This is a genomic window from Actinomadura luteofluorescens, from assembly GCF_013409365.1.
GTDB lineage: Bacteria > Actinomycetota > Actinomycetes > Streptosporangiales > Streptosporangiaceae > Spirillospora > Spirillospora luteofluorescens.
In genome coordinates this window covers 2,779,692-2,796,947 of the sequence record NZ_JACCBA010000001.1, presented here as the reverse complement: position 1 = coordinate 2,796,947, position 17,256 = coordinate 2,779,692, and the positions used below count along the sequence as shown (strand labels likewise).

Annotated in this window: 17 protein-coding genes; 7 read left to right on the top strand and 10 right to left on the bottom strand. The window is 71.6% G+C overall.

The window, feature by feature from the left end:
* Window positions 1–7: 7 nt before the first annotated feature.
* On the bottom strand, window positions 8–340 hold the full coding sequence (locus tag BJY14_RS12980) for a CU044_2847 family protein (protein ID WP_312879185.1): 333 nt from the start codon (window positions 338–340) through the stop codon (window positions 8–10).
* A 70-nt stretch (window positions 341–410) separates the two neighbouring features.
* Between BJY14_RS12980 and BJY14_RS12975 the strand changes: the two genes are divergently transcribed.
* A complete protein-coding gene (locus BJY14_RS12975; protein WP_179843846.1) occupies window positions 411–761 on the top strand; it encodes an MmcQ/YjbR family DNA-binding protein in 351 nt (116 codons plus the stop codon).
* Window positions 762–771: 10 nt separating this feature from the next.
* Here the strand turns inward: BJY14_RS12975 and BJY14_RS12970 are convergent, their stop codons facing one another.
* Both BJY14_RS12970 and BJY14_RS12965 read right to left on the bottom strand, forming a co-directional pair.
* Entirely contained in the window at window positions 772–1,509 is a 738-nt protein-coding gene (locus BJY14_RS12970) for a translation initiation factor IF-2 (RefSeq protein ID WP_179843845.1), read from the bottom strand.
* Between the two features lie 60 nt (window positions 1,510–1,569).
* Entirely contained in the window at window positions 1,570–3,003 is a 1,434-nt protein-coding gene (locus tag BJY14_RS12965) for a hypothetical protein (RefSeq protein WP_179843844.1), read from the bottom strand.
* Between the two features lie 328 nt (window positions 3,004–3,331).
* Here BJY14_RS12965 and BJY14_RS12960 point away from each other — a divergent pair, with 328 nt between their 5' ends.
* A complete protein-coding gene (locus tag BJY14_RS12960; protein WP_179843843.1) occupies window positions 3,332–3,592 on the top strand; it encodes a hypothetical protein in 261 nt (86 codons plus the stop codon).
* Window positions 3,593–3,693: 101 nt separating this feature from the next.
* Here the strand turns inward: BJY14_RS12960 and BJY14_RS12955 are convergent, their stop codons facing one another.
* Both BJY14_RS12955 and BJY14_RS12950 read right to left on the bottom strand, forming a co-directional pair.
* The gene (locus tag BJY14_RS12955) at window positions 3,694–4,974 is read right to left on the bottom strand and encodes an erythromycin esterase family protein (protein WP_179843842.1); all 1,281 of its coding nucleotides are present in this window, start codon (window positions 4,972–4,974) and stop codon (window positions 3,694–3,696) included.
* A 44-nt stretch (window positions 4,975–5,018) separates the two neighbouring features.
* Entirely contained in the window at window positions 5,019–5,627 is a 609-nt protein-coding gene (locus BJY14_RS12950) for a CatB-related O-acetyltransferase (protein WP_218906379.1), read from the bottom strand.
* Between the two features lie 144 nt (window positions 5,628–5,771).
* Here BJY14_RS12950 and BJY14_RS12945 point away from each other — a divergent pair, with 144 nt between their 5' ends.
* Complete coding sequence (locus BJY14_RS12945) at window positions 5,772–6,401, top strand: TetR/AcrR family transcriptional regulator (RefSeq protein WP_179843840.1); 630 nt, start codon at window positions 5,772–5,774, stop codon at window positions 6,399–6,401.
* Window positions 6,402–6,408: 7 nt separating this feature from the next.
* On the opposite strand, the gene BJY14_RS12940 is transcribed toward BJY14_RS12945, so the two are convergent.
* The gene (locus BJY14_RS12940; RefSeq protein WP_281382080.1) at window positions 6,409–7,608 is read right to left on the bottom strand and encodes a sensor histidine kinase; all 1,200 of its coding nucleotides are present in this window, start codon (window positions 7,606–7,608) and stop codon (window positions 6,409–6,411) included.
* Between the two features lie 299 nt (window positions 7,609–7,907).
* On the opposite strand from BJY14_RS12940, the gene BJY14_RS12935 reads away from it, so the two are divergent.
* The gene (locus BJY14_RS12935) at window positions 7,908–8,888 is read left to right on the top strand and encodes an endonuclease/exonuclease/phosphatase family protein (protein ID WP_376770041.1); all 981 of its coding nucleotides are present in this window, start codon (window positions 7,908–7,910) and stop codon (window positions 8,886–8,888) included.
* A 16-nt stretch (window positions 8,889–8,904) separates the two neighbouring features.
* On the opposite strand, the gene BJY14_RS12930 is transcribed toward BJY14_RS12935, so the two are convergent.
* The gene (locus BJY14_RS12930) at window positions 8,905–12,930 is read right to left on the bottom strand and encodes an HU family DNA-binding protein (RefSeq protein ID WP_179843839.1); all 4,026 of its coding nucleotides are present in this window, start codon (window positions 12,928–12,930) and stop codon (window positions 8,905–8,907) included.
* Between the two features lie 303 nt (window positions 12,931–13,233).
* Entirely contained in the window at window positions 13,234–14,052 is an 819-nt protein-coding gene (locus BJY14_RS12925) for an NAD(P)H-binding protein (protein WP_179843838.1), read from the bottom strand.
* 87 nt (window positions 14,053–14,139) lie between these two features.
* Between BJY14_RS12925 and BJY14_RS12920 the strand changes: the two genes are divergently transcribed.
* Window positions 14,140–14,562, top strand: a complete 423-nt coding sequence (locus tag BJY14_RS12920) for a winged helix-turn-helix transcriptional regulator (protein ID WP_179843837.1) — start codon at window positions 14,140–14,142, stop codon at window positions 14,560–14,562.
* Window positions 14,563–14,646: 84 nt separating this feature from the next.
* Here BJY14_RS12920 and BJY14_RS12915 read toward each other — a convergent pair whose 3' ends face one another.
* Entirely contained in the window at window positions 14,647–15,108 is a 462-nt protein-coding gene (locus tag BJY14_RS12915) for a pyridoxamine 5'-phosphate oxidase family protein (RefSeq protein ID WP_179843836.1), read from the bottom strand.
* 241 nt (window positions 15,109–15,349) lie between these two features.
* Between BJY14_RS12915 and BJY14_RS12910 the strand changes: the two genes are divergently transcribed.
* The gene (locus BJY14_RS12910; protein ID WP_179843835.1) at window positions 15,350–15,538 is read left to right on the top strand and encodes a hypothetical protein; all 189 of its coding nucleotides are present in this window, start codon (window positions 15,350–15,352) and stop codon (window positions 15,536–15,538) included.
* Here BJY14_RS12910 and BJY14_RS12905 read toward each other — a convergent pair.
* Window positions 15,502–15,891 carry a hypothetical protein gene (locus BJY14_RS12905; protein WP_179843834.1) on the bottom strand — a complete coding sequence of 130 codons (390 nt, stop codon included), beginning with the start codon at window positions 15,889–15,891 and terminating at the stop codon, window positions 15,502–15,504. The genes BJY14_RS12910 and BJY14_RS12905 overlap by 37 nt on opposite strands.
* A gap of 734 nt (window positions 15,892–16,625) precedes the next feature.
* On the opposite strand from BJY14_RS12905, the gene BJY14_RS12900 reads away from it, so the two are divergent.
* Window positions 16,626–17,135 (top strand): Pycsar system effector family protein, encoded by a 510-nt coding sequence (locus BJY14_RS12900; RefSeq protein WP_179843833.1) that lies wholly within the window; start codon window positions 16,626–16,628, stop codon window positions 17,133–17,135.
* Window positions 17,136–17,256 lie beyond the last annotated feature (121 nt).

Here is a 17,256-nt window from a genome sequence, read left to right as displayed (position 1 = left end):
GATGCGGCTACGCCTCCTCCTCGGTCCGCGGCCGCCCCCACGTCATCTTGACCTTCAGGTGGGCCTCGGCGGTCGTCTTCGCGATGACGGCCCCGGCCGCCGCGTTGAGCTTGACGCCGAACTCCAGCTCGATCCCGTCGGGGTTCAGGTCGCCTCCGCGCAGCGACGAGAGCGCCGTCTGCGCCGCGTCCCGGACGTTCTGGAACGCGTCCTCCAGCTTGCCCGCCGCGTCGTGGATCAGATCGCCGGCGCGGGACACCGACTGGAACCCCGGCTCCAGGTCGTCGGTCTCCACGACGATGGTCCCGTTCTCGGTCTGCCAGCGCACCAGTTCGTTCACCCGGCAAATCTAACAAGATCACCCGTTCCGGGGTGCTTTGCTGGGAGGACCGCGGCCACAGGAGGACAGGATGATCACCGTCGAGCAGGTGCGGGCCCTCGCGGCGACGCTGCCCCGCACGTCCGAGCACCTGATCAGGGACCGGGTGAAGTTCCGCGTCGGCTCCATCGTCTACATCGCCTTCTCGCGCGACGAGACCGTCATGGGCTTCGCGTTCCCCAAGGAGGAGCGGCTCGCCCTCGTCGAATCCGAGCCGGACAAGTTCCACCTGCCAGGTGAGTCCGACATGCGTTTCAACTGGGTGCACGCGTGGACGGCGGCGCTCGACGAGGCCGAGATGGAGGAACTCGTCATCGACGCGTGGCGCATGGTCGTCCCGAAGAAGGTCGCCGCCGCCCGCCTCGGCCCCCAGGACGGGTGACGCCGCGGACTCAGTGCGGCGGCGGAAGGGGATCGATGGCGTTGCCGGCGCTGCAACCGGCCTCACCCGCCGTCCGCTGCACGCGGGGCGGCGTCCACACGCTGGTCCGGCCGGGCGCGACGCGGGCCAGGACGCAGTCGAACACGTCCGACCCGTAGGGCTTCACGCTGAGGACCACGCCGACGACGTCGCCCTTGGTGGCGAACTCGCGCCGGATCGCCGGGTCGAGACGCAGCGACCCGACCGCCGCGCGGACCTTCGCCTCGTCCGCCCTGCCTCCCTTCGGGACGCGGGGCAGCGCCTTGCGCAGCCGCTCGGACGGGATCTCCGGTGCCTTCGGCCACGGCCCGAACGCGAGCGGCCCCCCGGCCGGGCACGCCACCTGCCGGGTCCCGTACCGCTGCCATTCGGTGCTGGTCGAGAACCGCAGCTCGAAGCAGCGCCGCACGGTGATCGTCGAGGTCGCGAACCAGCCGCCGTCCGGTGCCGTCCCGGATGTCCGGAGCACGAGCCGCACCCCGTCCCCGGCAGTCGAGACGCCGGTCACCCGCATGACCTCCACGCCGTCGAGGTCCGCCGCCCGGTGCCCCATGTCACGCGCGGGGCGCACCCGGGAGTCGTAGGCGCGGTCCCCGGCCCGCTCGGCGGCCTTGCGCGCGTCGTCGGCGGCCACGGACTCCGGACTCTGGCCCAGCTGCCCGCAGCCGGCGGCGAGCAGGGCGACCAGGGGGATCACGAAGCGACGCATGCGTCCAATGATCCTGTCGGCCGCCGCGCGGCGACATCCGCTCTCGTACTCATCTCCACGTCAGGCGTCCGCGGGCTGAACTTCGGGCGCCGCCTCGACCGGCTCGCCCTCCGGCGCGGCCGGGACCGGACGGCGGCCCCACGCCAGCGCGGCCGCGAAACACGCGAACGGCAGGGCGGGCAGCATGTAGCGGTAGTCGAAGTCGACCGTGATCGGAGGGATGGCCAGGAGGGCGACACCGGACGTCCAGAACAGCGCCGTCCGCGCCCGCGCCCGCCGCCACACGATCCCGGCCGCGCCCGCGAGCAGCACCGCGCCGAGCACCGTCCCCGGGACGCTCACATGCCTCTGGTAGCCGCGCAGCACACCGGCGTACGGCTCGACGACGTGCGTGCGGCCCGTTCCGTGGGAGTACTCCTCCACGACCGCCCCCCGGTCGCCGCCCCCGTAGACGGGCAGCTCCGGCTTGCGCGCCGTCGGCCGCGTGGGGAAGTGGTACCTGGCCTCGGTGCCCACGGTCGGGTACCGCGTCCGGTGCCACGAGAACGTCCGGACGAAGAAGTCGTAGGAGACCACGCGCAGGTAGTCGAGCGGCTGGTTCTTGATCGCCCACAGCGCGAACCGCTGCGCCCGCGCGTTCGTCTCCTCGTCGAACGCCTGCCCGTTGGACCAGCCGGTCGGCGAGTTGTCCTCCCAGATCTGGTGGGACGAGGCGGGCCGGTCGTCCTTGGCGCCGTAGGGGCACAGCCGTGCCAGATCCGGAGGGGGCGTGAACGCGTCGCAGTCGGCGAACGCCGCCGTCCGCCCCCACAGGAAGATGCCGTCCACGCCCGTCATCTGGAACCGGCCGTGCTCCTGCTGGAACCACGTCGCGTACGCCCCGACGGGCAGCGCGAAAGTCACGGCGAGCGCCGCGTACACGGGCCACCGCGTCCGCCTGAGCAGCAGGTAGAGGACGGCGATCAGGAACAGCGGCACCCCCACGGTCCGCGTGACGGCCGCCACGCCGAGCAGCGCCCCGACCAGCGCGGCCCGCCGCCACCCGGCCTCACCCGGCTTGGCCAGCAGCAGCATCGCGCCGAACACCAGGACGGTGAACAGGGTGTCCGACAGCAGCAGATGCTCGAGCTCGACCTGGAAGGAGTCGAGCAGCACCGGCGCGACCGCCAGCGCCGCCCACGTGCGCCGCACCTCGAAGTCGCGGACGAGCATCCGGTACCCGAGGGCCGCCAGCCCGAGGATCGCCGCGTGCTGCAGAACCGTCACCAGCGCCAGGCTGTGGAACGGCTTCAGCGCCCACAGGAAGAGCCCGTACCCGGACGGCCTCAGCGGGTGGGGGAACGGCCCGTCCGCGATCCGGACGAAGTCGTAGCTGTCGTTGAACCACAGCACGCTCCGGAAGCCCACCATGGCGAGCACCCGCAGCACGACGCCCACGAGCAGCGCCGCGCAGAACAGCCAGTTGCGGCGGACGGCCGAAAGAGAGAGCGACACCGGGAACCTAACTGTGGGACGTGCGGGCGGACGGAATCCTGCGCCGCTCCGGTACCGGCGGCGTCACGCCGGGGCGGGCCACCATGTCACTCACTACCGCCCACGTATCGGCCGAGAGCCTACCAGCGCCGCCCCCGCCTGCCCGTGCTGTACGCCGCAGACGACCAGGTGGCGGCGGGATTTCCCTCGGCCCGCCGCGCCACGGAACCACCCGGCGGCCCTGCGGGCGGCGCGTTGACGATGGACGGGAGGGCGGGACGGTAGTGGTCTGGACGGGTCGTCACGAGCCGTCCAGCTACTGCAAACAAGACATCCGAAGGAGCCTGTCATGGCATCAAGCCGAAGGCGAGCAGAAGAAGAGCAGAGGAGGCTCGCCGAGACACAGCGGGCCTGCGGGAACAAGGCCGAGGACTACATCCTCCTGGCCCTGCGTACGTCCAACCCCGTCGTGGAGGCAGGCGCCTGGCAAGCGGCCAAAGTGAGCAACCGCCAGGCCGGGCAGACGCTCGTGGAGTCGCTGAACGACCCGCGTAACAAGGTCACCCCTGAGATGCGGGTGGCGCGTGAGGCGCTGCGAGACGGCGCCTGATCAACTGAACGGCCGGCCGTCCCCGGCCGGCTGGAACCCCCCCCGCAGGAGTGGGCCCCCTGGGGCCGCTCCTGCGGTTCGGCCCACGACGACCACCGCCGTCAACGCAGATAGTCGGCGACTGTGGAGGTCGGGGTGCTGATGACGGCGTCGAACGCGTCGAGGACGGGGGTCTCCACGTAGGCGCTCTGGATCCGGACGCGGCCGGGCCCGTGATCGCCGGAATCCCGCGTACGAAACCTGCTGAGGTCGGCGATGCTCAGCCCCAGCCCGGCCTCGGCGAAGGCGGCCTCGACGCTGCCCGGCTCGGGGGGCCGCAGCGCGGTCGCGTCGACGGCGAAACCGAAGCGGGCGTTCTCGTCCGGGCGCATGTCGGCGGTGTGTCCGGTGACGCTGGTCAGGGCGAGGGCGACGTAGTCATCGCCCATGGCGTCGTGCAGATGCTGCCCCATGGGGAGGCCCGTGAGTTGGCCGTTGAAGGAGACCGGCGTCTTCTGGATGTGGGCGTTGTGGGCCGCCAGCACGATGCGCGTCCCGGGCCCGAAGTGCTCCAGATGCCACCGCACCGACCCGGCCATGTAGACGTCACGGGCCGAGGTGTCGGCGGTCAGGCCGCTGCCCGCGTACAGGCCGGCCATGGCGCGGAAGCCGTAGTCGGCGTGGCAGGCGGCCTCGACGCGACGCAGGGCGACGTCGTAACTGTGCTGGTCACCACGGGACAGGTACAGCGGGGCGACGGCACGGAACCGGATGAGCACGCGCATCAGGAGCGCGCTGAGAGCGTCCTGCTCGGCCGCGGCCAGGCGCGTCCAGGCCGGTGCGGCCGCGGCCGCCGAGGCGCCGGCGAACGACCCGGCGATCCGCATGGCCTCCTGGATCACCGGGAGCATCTCGGGGTCGACCTGGCGCAGGTATGCGGCGACCGGCGTCAGGGCGGGCAGCAGGGATCCGCCTGCCGCCGGGATGTCGATCCCGGCGAAACGCACCGGCGCCTCGGCCGTGGCGTTGTGCCGGCGCATCCAGCGCAGGGGCTCTTCCACCCCCACCGGGATCGCTTCGGCGAGAAGGGCGGACAGATCATCGTCCGTGCCCTTCCCCTGCGCCCAGTCGTCCAGCGGGAAGCCTTCGCTGAAGCCGTACTCGAAGGCCAGGACGGTGAATCCGCAGCGTTCGGCGAGGAACCGCAGGATCCGCTGGCGCATGAGCGAGAACTCGGTGATGAAGTGGGAGTTCTCACCGACCGCGACCACGCGCGCGTCGCCGACGATGCCGCGCAGCGGCTCCAGGTCGTCCAACGGCGCCTCGGGATCGAGGTGGGTGAGCGGGACGGCGTCGCCGCCGAGCCAGTCGGCGAACGAGGTGGGAGAGGACGGAGCAGGCATCCTGGCGGCTCGATTCCGGGTCGGGAGGTGGAGGGACGGCGGGCTCATTTCATCTGGGGTGCTGCCGCCTCCAGGGCGTCGATGCCGCCGGACATGATCGTGCGGACGTGCTCGGTGATGTGGTCCAGGGGCCAGTCCCACCAGGCCAGCGCCAGCAGGCGGTCGACGTCGGCGTCGCCGTAGCGGCGGCGGATGAGCCTGGCCGGGTTGCCGCCGACGATGCCGTAGTCGGGGACGTCGTCGACGACGACGGAGCCGGACGCGACGATCGCCCCATGGCCGATGCGGACGCCGGGCATCACCGTGGCCCGGTAGCCGAACCAGACGTCGTGGCCGACCACGGTGTCGCCCCGTCCGGGCAGGCCGGTGATGAGGTCGAAGTGCTCGGACCAGGAGCCCCCCATGATCGGGAAGGGGAAGGTCGACGGCCCGTCCATGCGGTGGTTGGCGCCGTTCATGATGAACCGGACGCCCTCGCCCAGCGCGCAGAACCTCCCGATCACCAGCCGTTCCGGGCCGTAGTGGTACAGCACGTTGCGGGTCTCGAACGCGGTCGGATCGTCCGGGTCGTCGTAGTAGGAGAAGTCCCCGACCTCGATCAGCGGCGAGGTGACCAGCGGTTTCAGCAGCACCACCCGCGGCTGCTCGGGCATCGGATGCACCACGGTCGGGTCCGCGGGGACGAGTGGCACGGCGATTCGCCTCCTTGCCGGAGAGGTCTGTCTCCACTAATGCGACAAGTGTTACATTAGGATCCTGTCATGACGTCGCCCCACCGAGCAACCGGACCACCTGCGATGACTCCAGGAGACGCGCCACCAGACGCCGCCGCGCCCGTGCCGCGGGCCCGCCCCGGCGGCCGGACCGCCCGCACCCGCGCGCAGGTGCTCGACGCGGTCCGCGCCGAACTGGGCGAACACGGTTATGACGGGCTCACCATGGAGGCCGTCGCCGCCCGCGCGGGCGTGCACCGCGCCACGGTCTACCGGCGCTGGGGCGACGTCGGCGGCCTGCTCGCCGACGTCCTCGACGCGGCCGGCGACGACGACTGGCGCCCCCCGGACACCGGCTCACTGGAAGGCGACCTGGCGGCGCTGAACGAGGAGATCCAGACGGCCATGGCCGCGGAGCCGCCGATCATGGCGGCCCTGATCGCCGCCTCGTTCCGCTCCGGGAAGGCCGCCCGGGCCCAGCGGCGGCTCTGGGAGGACCGCTACACCCGCTGCGAGATCGTCGTCGGCCGGGCCGTCCGGCGCGGCGAGCTGCCACCGGGCACCGACGCCCGGCGCCTGCTCGTCGCCGCCACCGCGCCGCTGTACCACGAGCTGGTGCTCCTGCGCACGCCGCCCGACCCGCGCCTGCCCGGCCAGGCGGCCAGGGCCGCCGCCCTTGCCGCCGCCGCCGGCGCCTTCACCGGGCCCCTTTAGGCGACCCTCAACGGATCTTGCCGGCCCCGCTCGCGGACGGCGCCTGGTGGGACGCCCCCGCGTGCCCCCCAGGAAGCCGGACCGTGACGAGGAGGCCGCCGGTAGGGCGGGGGGTGAGGTCGAGGGTCCCGTCGTGGGCCCGGACGATGCTGTGCACGATCGCCAGCCCGAGGCCGACGCCCGCGTGCCCGTCGGCGCGCGTGCGCTGCGTTCCGCGCTGGAAGGGTTCGGTGATGGTCGGCAGCAGGTCGGGCGGGACCGGCCGGCCCGTGTTCTCGACCCGCAGCACGCTCGCGTCGTGCAGCGCTTCGGTGTGGACCGTGACCGTGCCCCCGTCCGGGAGGTTGTGGACGACGGCGTTCTGGACGAGGTTGGTCACCAGCCGCAGGATCAGCTCCCCGGAGCCCAGGGCCTGGGCCTTCTCGCCGGTGACGTCGAGCGTGATCCGGCGCTGCTCGGCGAGGGGGAGCAGCGTCTCGGCGGCCTCTTCGGCGACGAGGGACAGGTCGACCGCCTCGCGGGTGAAGCTCTTGCGGTCGGCGCGGCTGAGCAGCAGGAGCGCCTCGGTGAGGTTGATCGCCCGCGTGTTGACGGTCTGGAGGCGTTGGATGAGCTCGCCCTGGTCCCGCGCGGGGTCGTCGCGGGCGGCGTCGAGGAGCGTCTGGGAGATGGCCAGCGGGGTGCGCAGCTCGTGGGACGCGTTCGCGGCGAACCTCTGGTGCTCGGCGACGTGCGATTCGAGTTGTTCGAGCATGTTGTCGAACACGTCGGCGAGTTCGCGGAACTCGTCCTTGCGGCCCTGCAGCCGGATCCGGTGCGACAGTGACCCGTCCGAGGCCAACCGTGCCGCGTCCGCGATCCGCGTGAGGGGCGCGAGCATCCGGCCGGAGAGGAACCACCCGCCGAGAAGGCCGAACACCAGGAGGAAGCCCATCGCCGCTGCCGCGGCGGGGTAGAAGCCGCTCAGGAGTTGGGAGCGGTCGGGCCCGAGCACGATCACGATGCCGGCCCTCCTCTGGATGGCTCCGGCGTCGACATCGCGCATCCAGCGCAGCACGAAAACCCACACCACGGCCAGCAGGAGAGCGCCGCCCAGCAGAAGGAACCCGGCATAGCTGATGGTGAGCTTGAGCCGGGCGCTGAGACCCGGGCGCCTGTCCATGAGCTCTGCCAGCGCGGGTTCGTCCTCGACGGTCGACACACCCATGCTCGCGATGCTACGAGCCGGTGCATATCGTCGGCATATCGAAAACCGCATACGCGCCGGCAACACCGCGCCGCCTTGACTAGCGGCATGGCTCGAACCCCACCATCGGCACGAACGACGTCCCCCCGGAATCGCCGGCTCCTCGCCGTCGGCCTGAAAGCCGACCACGACCAGGCCCCGGGGACGCAGCCGTGACCGTCAGTGAGCAGGGGCAGACGATGACGCCGGTGGACACGGTGGAGACCGGGGAGGCCGGCCCCGGGCCCTCCTGGCGTGCGGGGATCCGGCGGGCGATCCGCATGGGCTCCCGGCCGGGGCCCTGGAAGCGCGGCCCGGTGCTCGCGGCGCTGGCGCTGCTGCTCGGCCTCCTCATGCTGCTGCACGCGGAGATCCCGAACCGGATCGGGAACCTCGGCAGCCTGGTGGAGACGTTCCTGCCGTGGTTCGGCCTGTTCGTCCCCGTCCTGCTGGCCGGGGCGCTGTGGCGCCGCTCCGCCTCCGGGGTGGCCGCGCTTCTCCTGCCGGTCCTGGTGTGGCTGAACCTCTTCGGCGGGCTGCTCGGCGACAGGTCCCACCCGGGCGGCGACCTCACCGTGGTCAGCCACAACGTCGGCGCCGAGAACCCCGACCCCTCCGGCACCGTCCGCGACCTCATCGCCTCCGGCGCGGACGTGCTGGCCCTGGAGGAGCTGTCCGAGCAGGCCAGGGGCACGTACGAGAGGGGGCTGGCCGAGGCGTACCCGCACCACACGGTGCAGGGCACGGTCGGGCTGTGGAGCAGGCTGCCGCTGTCGGACGTCCGGCCGGTCGACATCAAGACGGACGTCGGGCCGCTGGGGGCCACCAAGCCGGCCGACGTCAAGCTGCACGACAACCGGGCGCTGCGCGCCACGGTCGCCACGGAACGCGGACCGCTGGCGGTGTACGTGGCCCACCTGGGCTCCGTCCGCGTGAATCCCAGAGCGGGCTTCTGGACGACCCACCGGGACAGGGGCGCGCAGGCGCTCGCCGAGGCCGTCGCCGCCGAGAAGAACGAGCGGGTGGTGCTGCTCGGCGACCTGAACGGCACCGGCGACGACCGCGCATTCGCCGGTATCACCGCGCGGCTCCGCTCGGCGCAGCGCGAGGCCGGGGACGGCTTCGGGTTCAGCTGGCCTGCGGCGTTCCCGATGGCGCGGATCGACCAGATCCTGGTCCGCGGCGTGAAGCCGCGGAGCTCGTGGGTTCTGCCGGCCACCGGCAGCGACCACCTGCCGGTGGCGGCCCGGATCAGCTGGTGACCACCCGCGCTGGGGCCTACCGCGGCCCGCGGGGCTGCGCGTTCCTCCACGCGCGGTCGAAGAGGACAGGGACGGGCCCGGACGGGACGGCGGCCATGTTCGCCAGGGAGCGGCGCTCGTCCGCCATCGGCAGCAGGCGGATCTTCGGCACCTCGATGGGAAGGCGCGGCGCCTTGTGCTCCCGCCAGGCGCCGTGCACGAACAGCGAGCGTCCGGCACGCGCCCTGGTGGCGCTCAGCACGAGGCCCGTACCACCGAGTTCGGCCACCGCCGCCTTGAACCGGGTGGGCTTCCAGCCGGTCCACTCCTTCACGTTGCGGTCGGACGGGTCGGGCAGGGCGAGCAGCATCAGGTACAGGGCAGCCGCGTCCTCGCCCAGCCGGTGGGTCTCCGCGCATTCCTCCACCAGGTGCGGCACCGAGCGCGCCGGGTACTGCTCCCAGCCCGGCGCCAGGTCCGCGTCGCCGGCCAGGTGCGCGCCGAGCGCGGCGAAGTCGTCGCTGAGGAGAAGACGCAGGTCGGCCAGTGCGGGAAGCCCGGAACCGCCGGGCACCACCTGGGACGGCAGGGTCGCGTCGTAGTAGTCGTCGAGGATGTCGAGGAGCGGGTCGTCCGGCCCCTTCACCGCGGCGGGATCCACCCGCAGGTGGCGGAGGCGCAGGACGTCGTCCTCGACGAGCGTCACCGCCGGATGGGCGGTGAGCACGTCGGTGGGCGGCGGGTCGCCCATGAGGTAGTTGCTCTGGAGCGAGAACAGGGTGCGCGGACCGCAGGCCTCGCGCAGCCGCGAGATCGCGGCTCCGATCGCGGGGCGCAGCGGATCGCCGGCCGGGGTGCGGTAGGCGAGCCAGGCGGCGATGCGCGGCAGGGCGAGCGGGTCCGGTTCTCCGGCGAAGGCCGAGCCGTCCGCGAGGCAGTCCGCGCCGGCGGCGACACGGCCGATGAGCACCCACGGCCGCAGCGGTGCCCGGCCGCTCCGCCACGGCCACGGGGCGTTCAGGTCCGCGCGCGGCACCGGAACCTCGCCCTTGGGCTGCGTGATCTCCTTGAGCGCGCGGGGCAGCAGCCCGGCGGGCACGGGGAACGGGGCCCCCGACCGCTCCGAGCACCACGCGAGCGCGCGGTCGACCGCCGGGCCCGACGTCCACAGGTCCTCCGGGTCGTCCGGCAGGAGCCGTTCGTAGAGCCTGGTGTAGAACTCGGCCGGCTGCAGCGCCCTGAGGCCCTCCTTCACCTGGCCCGTCTCCGAGTTCCACCCCGAACCGAAGTGGACCAGCCGGACGGGGTCGTCCTCACCCAGCTGGTACGGCGCGGACGAGACCGCCCCCTGGAGCACGACGGCCGCCTCGGTCTGCGACAGGCCCGTCTTCTCCGCGAACGCGGCCGCCAGTTCAGGGCTGATCTGAGGACGGTCCCGTTCGCGCCAGAGCTCACTGAAACGCGCGAACCAGTCGCGGGAGCGCACCGGCTCCAGCACGCAGGCGTCGAGCAGGCGCGCACCGGCCGCTGCCAGCGGGCCCTCCTCGGCGAACTTCCCCTCGGGCGCGTACTCCAGGAGCAGCCGTTCCGGGGGCACCCCGTACTTGGCGCTCACCACCAGGGCGACGGACGTGGGCGTGCGGAACGCCATCCCTGGCATGGCCATGCCGCCCTTCGTGTCCTCGGGCAGTTCGCAGCGCACCACCCGCCAGCGGCCGGGCTCGCCCGACACGAAGGGGTAGGACGCGTAGGCGGCCGGCCTCTGGTACGAACGCGCCCTCGACCTTGAGGGGACGCCGGTGTGCACGGCGGTGTTGATGTGGTTCGGCCGGAGTTCCAGGCCGATCAGGTTGCCGTCGAACCTGCCGCTCGGCGTGCCCATGTCGCCGTCCCAGACGGGCGTGCCGGAGCCCGCCAGGTCCATGAGCCAGCCGCACTGCCGCACGACCGGGTCGACCTTCTCCTTCGGGGCCTCCTTCGCCTCCTCTCCCGGAGTGAGGCGGCGGACGAGGCGTTCCAGCCCCACCCGGCAGTTGACCGCCGTGACCAGCGAGAACGCGACCCTGTCGAAGGTTTCCCTGTCCTGCTCCTTCAGCTCCGGCAGCGCCTTGGAAAGGGCCACGAAGTTCGGCCCCGACACCGCGCGGTTGATGTAGTGGGGCTCCAGGAGCTTCATCAGCTCCTCGACCCGCTCGCGGGTGAAGTCGTCCGGCAGGTCGGCCATGAGCAGCGCCATGACGTCCACCGCCGCGAACTCCCGCGCCGTCTCGGCGTCCTTGAGCAGCAGATCCACGGCCACGCCCACGTGCACGAACCGGGCCAGCAGCATCCGCAGCCCGTACAGGTCGACGCCCTTGCGCAGCAGGGCGCGCTCGCGGGCGCACCACGCGCGCACCTCCTCGTGCCCGATCGGGTTGTCGAACAGCACCGGGATCTTGCCCCAGCCCTTGGTCTCGTGCGGCTCGTACCAGGTGTTGGACGCCTGGTCCCCGACGGTCATGTCGAGGTCGCCCCGCGCCCGGGCGCGCAGCTCGCGCGCGAACCGCTCGTCCGCCAGAACGTGCCGCAGCCCGGGGCGGCGGTCGATCACCAGGTCGGGCAGGAACGCGGGGCCGAGCCGCTCCGGCGGGTCGGCGACGGGGACACCGTGCTCCAGCAGCATGTCGATCATGTCCAGGGGCGTCCGCCTGCGGCCGGTCTCGTCGAGCCGCCAGAAGCGGAACGCCACCGGCACCCCGTCGGACGCGAGCCGCGGGGCGATCCGCTCGGCCACCTCGTAGAGCTCGCCGAGCGGGTCTCTCCACTGACTTCCCTGCATGCGGGCGACCAGCCAGGCGGCGGCGTCCCCGCGCTGGAGGCCGGGTGTCTCCCCGGCCAGCATCGCCAGGGCGCCGCTGCGGTCGAGTAGCTTCAGCCACAGCGGTCCTTGGGCCGGATATCCCGGACGCAGTTCCAGTGCCCGCCGCGCCGCCTCCGGCCCGGACACCAGGTCCATGGCGCGGCCCTTCAACGCGTCGTTCCAGAACGCGTCGTCGTTCAGCGACACCTCGTCCGCGGCGAAGAGGGACCGCAGGAACTCCGCGAGCTCCTCCTCGGGATCCAGCCCCGCGGCCTTGGCGATCTTCCGGAGGTCGGAGGCGAGCTGCGGGTAGACGTCGCCGCCGGCCTCGACCCGCCACACCATCACCTCGCGGAAGCGGGCGAGGCCCTCCGGCGTGGCCGCGCCCTTGGCGCCCAGGTCGCGCGCCCACGCCCGCAGGATCGTCGCCGACACCACCTCCGCGTGCTCCTCGTAGCGGTCGGCCAGCCACTCCGGATCGGGATGACGCGCCAGCGTCCGCTCCAGCTTGCGCGCGCGGCCGAACCAGGCGGCGGCCAGGTTCGGCTCGTGGGTGAGGGCGGCATCGGCCACCTCGTCCAGGAGAGTGATCAGGAGGTCGGGCGCCGACTCCTCCAGGCCCGACAGGATCTCCTCCACGGCCGGCTTGTAGAAGTAGCGCCAGCGCCCGGTCCGGACCTCCAAGGTGTGGACCTTCTCCACCGCGAGCCGCTCCGCTTCGGGGTGCGCCTCGATGATGCGCTCGGGGAAGGGGACCACGCTGGCGTAGGGGACGGGCACGCCGGTCTCGAACAGGCCCTCCGGCTCCCACCCGTCCACCGCCATCAGCAGGTCGCGGTAGCGGACGGTCGACTCGCGAAGCACCTGCGTGAGCCTGCGGTCGTCAGGGCCGACGTAGGTCCGCGCGCACAACCCGCCTTCGACCGGCTCCGTGGTGAGCGTGACGCCCGCCTCGTCGAGCGCCTCCGCCCAGAACGGGTCGGCATCCGCCAGCGCGCGGGGGACGCCCACCCCCTCAGCCGCCCACGAGCGCGCCGTTTCGCCGCACTGCTCCTCGTGGCGCTTCAGGTACCGCCGCACCACGAACATCGCGGACAGACCGGGCGCGCCCCCCAGCTGCTCGGGAGCCTGCTTGAGCCTCCGCCCCCGGGGATTGCGGTAGACGACCTCCAGATCGTCCGTGAACTCCGCCGTGTACCCGTCGGCCTCGATCCGCCACCCCATAAGCCCCGCGGCCCCCCATCTCGATCTTGACGCGCCAGCGTACGCACGATGACCGACATCGGCCACTGGAGCATCGCCAGCGACCGCGACGCCGACGGCGGGTCACCGGTCGACGTCCCAGGCCGGGAGATGAAGGCCGTCACCGGCGCGGAACCCGCCCCGGGTCAGGCGGCTGACCCGACCCGCGGCACGCCGGACCTGGTCCCCTGGCCGCATGGCCTCCCAGGCGCGACGACGCACATGAGTCCTCCCAGAAGGGCCCCGGGAGGACTCATGCCGGCGCAGTGGACATGCTCGCCGTCGTTATCCGGCTGCTCCCGGTCTCATGGCGGAGGCGACCGCGACGGCCGTGGCCAGTGGATCGCTCACGGGGCGGCCGAGGACGTCGGCGAGGTCGGGGCCGGTGCCGTCGAGGAAGCCGTGCCGGACGCCCGTCGCGATCGAGATGAGCATGGGCGGCTGGAACGGCAGCAGTTCCGGCACGTTCAGGAGCCTGTGCCGGTACTCGCCCAGGCCGATCGTGCGGTGGGGGACTCCGAGCCGTCCGGCCACCTGCGCCGCCGTGATCGGCGTGCCGGTCAGCTCGTAGGTGCGCCCGCCGTGCCGTGCCGGATCCTCCGCGACGATCGCCGCGGCCTCGGCGAGGTCCGCACGGGCGACCGCGGCCAGGGCGCCGTCGCCGAACGCGGACTCCACGCCGTCGCCGGTCCACATCAGCAGAGCGCCGAACAGTTCGGCGTACAGGCCGTTGCGCAGGATCGTCCACTGCATGCCGCAGGCGCGCACGAGCCGTTCGGTCGCGCGGTGCGCCGGCGCGAAAGCGAGGTGGTCGCCCGCGCCGGTCAGGCTGGTGTAGATCACATGGCGGACGCCGTCACGGGCGGCGGCGTCCAGGACGGCCGCGTGCCGCCGGACGACCTGGTCGTCCTCGGCATAGCCGGCGGAGACCAGCACCAGGGTCGACATCCCGGCGAGGTCGATGCCGCCGGGGTTGTCGAAATCGAGGCGCCGCATCCCGTCCTTGGGCGTGCGGCTGCCGCCTGTCGCGCTCGCGCCGCGGGCGTGCAGCGCCGCGAGAGTCGCCGAGCCGAGGCTCCCGTTCGCTCCGGTCACCAAGATCATGTGTGTCACGGTCTTCCGTAGTGGTTCTCTTCGGTAACTACGCTTGATCTTGATTCGCCCGCGCGCCGGCCACAAGGAGGCAGTTTCATGTCACCCACGCACACCGGGGTAACCGCCGCACCAGCCGCCCTCGATCCCTGCGGGCGCGCGGGCCACCCGGACTGCGGGATCCGCGAGGTCCTGGACCGCATCGGCGACAAGTGGTCGGTACTCGTGGTCGTCGAACTCGCCGGCGGGCCGCGGCGCTTCCGGGAACTGCAGCGCGCGATCGACGGCATCTCCCAGCGCATGCTCACCCTCACCGTGCGCAGGCTGGAACGCGACGGACTCGTCCTCCGCACCGTGTATCCGACCGTCCCGGCCCAGGTCGACTACCGCCTGACCGAGACCGGCGACAGCCTCACCCACCTGGTCAAAGCACTCGCCGACTGGTCTCTCGCCCATCGCGACGTCATCGCCGAGGCCCGGCACCGATACGACCAGACCAACCCCGACCACGACATCCGCTAACGGGCCCCGCAGCCGCCGCACACGCTGCCATACCGGGCGCCGCAGAAACCGAACCTGGCGATTTCGGTCGGGTTGGAGCGGTGGCTAATCGAGCCATGTCCCGGCGCGCATGATGACCCTGCCGCGTAGTTCCGGCTCGCCGCGCCAGGCGCGCACGGTCTCTGGCACCACGCGCACGTAGACGAAGGGGTCGTCCTCCGTACGTGGGTCCCAACCGAACTTGGCGGCGAAGGCCTCCGCCGCGTCATCGGGCACCTCCTGGTCCGGGAAGCACTCCGCCTTGCCCTGGAGGAGCACCACGTCGAAGGTGTCCGGCAGTGCCAGGCGCACGCGCGGCTCATCGCGGACGTTCCGCGCAGTCGCGGACGCGGCGCCGGTGCACATCCACACCGCTCGCCCGTCCCACAAGAACCACAGCGGCACCTGATGCGGGCCATGATCAGGATGCGCTGTCGACACCCACACATCCCGTTCGCCGACGAGCCGCTCCAGGGTGTCGCGCCTACGCTCCGCCACCTGGCGGCGAACAGCTCCCGTGGTCTCCATGAGCGCCGACCCTAGCCAGCAGATTCAAAGCGCACATGGGGCGCGAGACCTACTCCCGGCGACCGATGCTCGGGATCGCGGATGTGCGACATGGTTTCATCGTGACGTTTCCCTCGGCGCCGCCCTGGATGCCACCGCGCGGAATTTCTGTGACGCAACTGGAGGACTCTGTGAATGGCAGCTCGATGCCGGTCGCTCGAACTCAGGAATTGCGCGCGCTGGAGGGCCGCTACGTTCTCGAATGGGTGTCTACGTCCGCACGGTCGCCCACGTATCCGACCTGCTCGCGCTCGCGCTCGGTCCGGACGGAGGCGCGGCAATGCGGCGCGACGACACGGCCGAGGACGGATGGGCGGCGCAGTGGAACGGCGATGACGCGCACGACCCGGCCGCTCAGATCATGGTGAGTACCTGGTGGCGGCGGACGTAGTAAACCCGGGGGTTTTGGTTGTGGGGGCCGTAACCGGTGGTTCCGACGAGGAGAAGGTAGGTTCCGGCGGGGATGCTGGGCCAGTCGTGAAACCACGCGTCCTGGCGGTTGCCGGTGGCGTCCCAGACGAGGATTGCCTTGGCGCCCGTCCTCGCACGCTGGTAGACGTGCTCGACGAAGGCGAGGTGGCCGTCTCGCCCATCCCTAAGGCGGAGCTCCTGCACGGCCTGCTGCCGAAGGGCCAGGCGCTCGGCCTGCCGCGCCGAGTGGCCGCGCAGTGCCCTCCCACCGAGCCAGACGAGTGAGACGATGACCGCGACCAGCAGGGCGAAGGCGATCAGCGACGCTACCAAGGAGCACGCCTCCCAGCCGTGTCGGTCCGGGCGCTGCGTGGAGAACGTCTGATCCAGCCCACGGCAGGTCAGTTAAACGGTTCCCGCCCCCACCCCGCAACCAAATCCCCACCTCCGTCCCATTCTGGACGCGAGAGCCGACGACGCGGAAAGCCACCGAGTCCGGCCGCTCCCGCACGATCTTGGCAGGAACCGCAAGATCGACGATCCTGCAGAACACGCCGAACCGCACTCGGCGCTGACCGGCTTGGTCGTGGTCATCTCCCTGATTCGTGTGGCGCCCGTGCTGAGTTGGGGGCGCGCTTCAGAGGTGATCGTCCCCGGCCGGGACCGGCCCGCAGGTCGCACGCCAGGCCACCGCTCTTGATCCCACCAAGCTGAATTCGGCAACGCTCTTCAGCACGGTTGGCGTCATATCCAAGCGTTACGCAGTAACGCCTGGCGAACACGAGTCCGTCTTTCTGTAACGCTTTGCCGAGGCCTTGGCGGTAGCCGCAGAGACGCCACCCACTGGTCTCGGCGTGGTCCTGCGCGGCGGGCCGTGCGGATTTCCTCTAGGCTATGGATATCGAGTCACTGCAAATCAAAAGGGGTACACAATCATGTCCACGTTCACTCCAGTCTCCCGCTTGCAGGTCCAACGGTCCCGGAGGTCCGCCATCCGGCCCGTTTCCGCGGGTCAGAGGGGACGTGTTCGGAATCCGCAGCGGATGCGCCCGGCGAGGGAATCGGTCGTGGCCAAGCCGCCCACCGAGGTTGCCGCCGGTCAGATTCCCGACCAGCTCGACACCGAGCGCACCGCGCTCTTGGCCGAGCTGACGCGTATCGACAACAAGTCCAGCATGTTCATGGCGCTGGCGCTGGGTGGAGCCGTCGCCGGCTTCACCGCGTTCGACAAGGCTGGAAAACTCGCGCAGATCTTCGGCCAGACGGCCGGTGTGTTCTTCGCGCTCGCCGTCCTGGTGCTGCTGCTCAAGGTGGCCTGGCCGGCCCGCCCGAACTCCAGGGCGACCTTTAGGATCTATGCCGCTTTGGGCCCTGGCCAGCTCATCGCGTTCTTGCGAGGCAAGCACCAGTACACCCCTCCGGGCAAGGACAAGGCGCCCCTCACGTTCGATGAGGTGCGCGAAGACGACATCCAGGTCAAGAGCAGGTTGGTGAGCATCAAGTTCGCCTACCAAAGGCTCGCGATCGTCAGCATGGTGCTCGGCGTGATCGCGCTCGGCGCGGCCGGGCTGTCCTAAGGGACGCAGTCTCTAGCGGACCATTTTTCAGGAGCGGAACTGACCACGTTCTGCTCCCATCCACCCACATGGCACGGCCGCCCAGACGACCGCGCCATGCCTGACCCCCAATGCCCAGCGA

Bases quoted from the DNA above. Each gene is read 5' to 3' on its own strand.
- BJY14_RS12920 (WP_179843837.1), top strand. From the start codon at position 14,140: ATGTCACCCACGCACACCGGGGTAACCGCCGCACCAGCCGCCCTCGAT.
- BJY14_RS12915 (WP_179843836.1), bottom strand. From the start codon at position 15,108: ATGGAGACCACGGGAGCTGTTCGCCGCCAGGTGGCGGAGCGTAGGCGC.
- BJY14_RS12910 (WP_179843835.1), top strand. From the start codon at position 15,350: ATGGGTGTCTACGTCCGCACGGTCGCCCACGTATCCGACCTGCTCGCG.
- BJY14_RS12955 (WP_179843842.1), bottom strand. From the start codon at position 4,974: ATGCCTGCTCCGTCCTCTCCCACCTCGTTCGCCGACTGGCTCGGCGGC.
- BJY14_RS12935 (WP_376770041.1), top strand. From the start codon at position 7,908: ATGGGCTCCCGGCCGGGGCCCTGGAAGCGCGGCCCGGTGCTCGCGGCG.
- BJY14_RS12975 (WP_179843846.1), top strand. From the start codon at position 411: ATGATCACCGTCGAGCAGGTGCGGGCCCTCGCGGCGACGCTGCCCCGC.
- BJY14_RS12945 (WP_179843840.1), top strand. From the start codon at position 5,772: ATGACTCCAGGAGACGCGCCACCAGACGCCGCCGCGCCCGTGCCGCGG.
- BJY14_RS12960 (WP_179843843.1), top strand. From the start codon at position 3,332: ATGGCATCAAGCCGAAGGCGAGCAGAAGAAGAGCAGAGGAGGCTCGCC.
- BJY14_RS12950 (WP_218906379.1), bottom strand. From the start codon at position 5,627: ATGCCCGAGCAGCCGCGGGTGGTGCTGCTGAAACCGCTGGTCACCTCG.
- BJY14_RS12930 (WP_179843839.1), bottom strand. From the start codon at position 12,930: ATGGGGTGGCGGATCGAGGCCGACGGGTACACGGCGGAGTTCACGGAC.
- BJY14_RS12970 (WP_179843845.1), bottom strand. From the start codon at position 1,509: ATGCGTCGCTTCGTGATCCCCCTGGTCGCCCTGCTCGCCGCCGGCTGC.
- BJY14_RS12925 (WP_179843838.1), bottom strand. From the start codon at position 14,052: ATGATCTTGGTGACCGGAGCGAACGGGAGCCTCGGCTCGGCGACTCTC.
- BJY14_RS12940 (WP_281382080.1), bottom strand. From the start codon at position 7,608: ATGGGTGTGTCGACCGTCGAGGACGAACCCGCGCTGGCAGAGCTCATG.